This window comes from Protofrankia sp. CiP1_Cm_nod1 (assembly GCF_920888515.1).
In the GTDB taxonomy this organism is placed as follows: domain Bacteria; phylum Actinomycetota; class Actinomycetes; order Frankiales; family Frankiaceae; genus Protofrankia.
In genome coordinates, this window is the sequence record NZ_CAKKTM010000326.1 from 36,805 (window position 1) to 38,150 (window position 1,346).

General features: G+C 66.9%; 3 protein-coding genes and 1 pseudogene. All 4 read right to left on the minus strand.

Annotated features, from left to right (window positions below; all coding sequences use genetic code 11):
• Positions 1-134: Rpn family recombination-promoting nuclease/putative transposase (locus tag NBX02_RS23235; RefSeq protein ID WP_445548445.1), on the minus strand; the 134-nt coding region annotated here is incomplete at its 3' end.
• Positions 135-403: 269 nt separating this feature from the next.
• A complete protein-coding gene (locus tag NBX02_RS14725; protein ID WP_250291777.1) occupies positions 404-805 on the minus strand; it encodes a type II toxin-antitoxin system VapC family toxin in 402 nt (133 codons plus the stop codon).
• Positions 802-1,047 (minus strand): hypothetical protein, encoded by a 246-nt coding sequence (locus tag NBX02_RS14730; RefSeq protein ID WP_250282741.1) that lies wholly within the window; start codon positions 1,045-1,047, stop codon positions 802-804. Before NBX02_RS14730 ends, NBX02_RS14725 begins: the two co-directional genes overlap by 4 nt.
• 67 nt (positions 1,048-1,114) lie before the next feature.
• Positions 1,115-1,346 (minus strand): annotated as a pseudogene (locus NBX02_RS14735) (flavodoxin); the annotation flags it as partial.

Here is a 1,346-nt window from a genome sequence, read left to right on the forward strand (position 1 = left end):
AGCGCCAGCTGGTCCAGATCAAGCCGGGCCACCAGCCCCGGCGGCAGCACCGCACGCAACTGTGACGCCGCGTTCGACGGCGTCCCCAAAATCCGGCGAAACACCGCGTCATGAGGCGTGGACGGACTCGACATGGCCGCACCCTACCGACACCCACCGACACCCTCGCCCCGCCACCACAACACAGCTACACCCCGACCCTGGTCACCGCCCGTCGTTCCTCACGACCACCCGTCTGGTCGAGTCGGAACGCTCGACCACTAGCGGTCAGCTACGGCATCAGGCGCGCGGCCACCATGGCCCCCAGCTCCCAGCATGCCCCTCGCCGCCTAAACCAACATCAACATCAGGGTGCTGGGGCGCACACCCCTGAATGGACACCCGTCGAAGTCTGCCTGATCCTTTACCGGGTGACGATGACCGTCGCGCGGTGTCCGGCAGCGTTCTTGAGCTTGGTGTCGCCTGTGAGCAGTTCGCAGCCAAGTGCTTCGGCGAGCGCGATGTAGGCGGCGTCGTAGGCGCCGAGGTTGTGCCGTAGCTCCCACATCCGGGGGTGGTAGGGCCAGACCGGATGACGGGTGATCCGCAGGCGCGCGTAGTCAGCCAGCATCTGCTCGCCGCGATGGTCCGTGATCTTCTTTCCGCCGGCAAGCCCGCGGACTGTTGACGCGACCTCGACGTCGAGATGGTGCGGGGCGTGCAGCGTGCGCGGGGCGGACAGGCGCTGCCGGAGCACCTCGTCGCCATTGCGCACGGACAGCACATCGATGACGAGCGAGCAGTCAACCACGTACGTGAGGGTCAACGCCGCCCCGCGTCGCGCGCCGCGAGGATGTCGTCCATGGTGAGCTCCACCGGTTCCCTGTCGCGGGCGATGCGGGCGATGACCTCGGCGTTGGTCTCCGTAGCCGCGTCGGCATCCATCAGGTCCCGCAGGTACCCGGACAGTGACTGGCCGAGCGATCTAGCGCGCTCGCGGAGGACCGCGAGCGTCGTCGGATCGACATCACGCACCTGGATGATGCCCAGGTCGGCGGACTCGCTCATCTGTTCACGCTACCACACTTTCATGCATGGCGCATGAATCCTCCTCGATACCCACCAGACCCGAGCGCTACGGCATCAGACTCGCCGCCGTGCTGGCGCCCAGCTCCCAGCAGGCATCCCGGTCCTTCGCATCCGGGGTACCGATTACCGTCACCGGCTCGCGCAACCGTCGCCAGCCCAGGCCGGTCGCGATCGACTCCACCGCCCGCACCGCACCCATCGTGTCGTTGTTGCCATGCACGTACAGCGTGTAAGGGCGGCCGACGGTGGCGTCCAAACAGGGGTAATGGTAATTAGGC

Excerpts from the sequence above, each read along its gene's own strand:
- NBX02_RS14730 (WP_250282741.1), bottom strand. The coding sequence starts at position 1,047 with ATGAGCGAGTCCGCCGACCTGGGCATCATCCAGGTGCGTGATGTCGAT.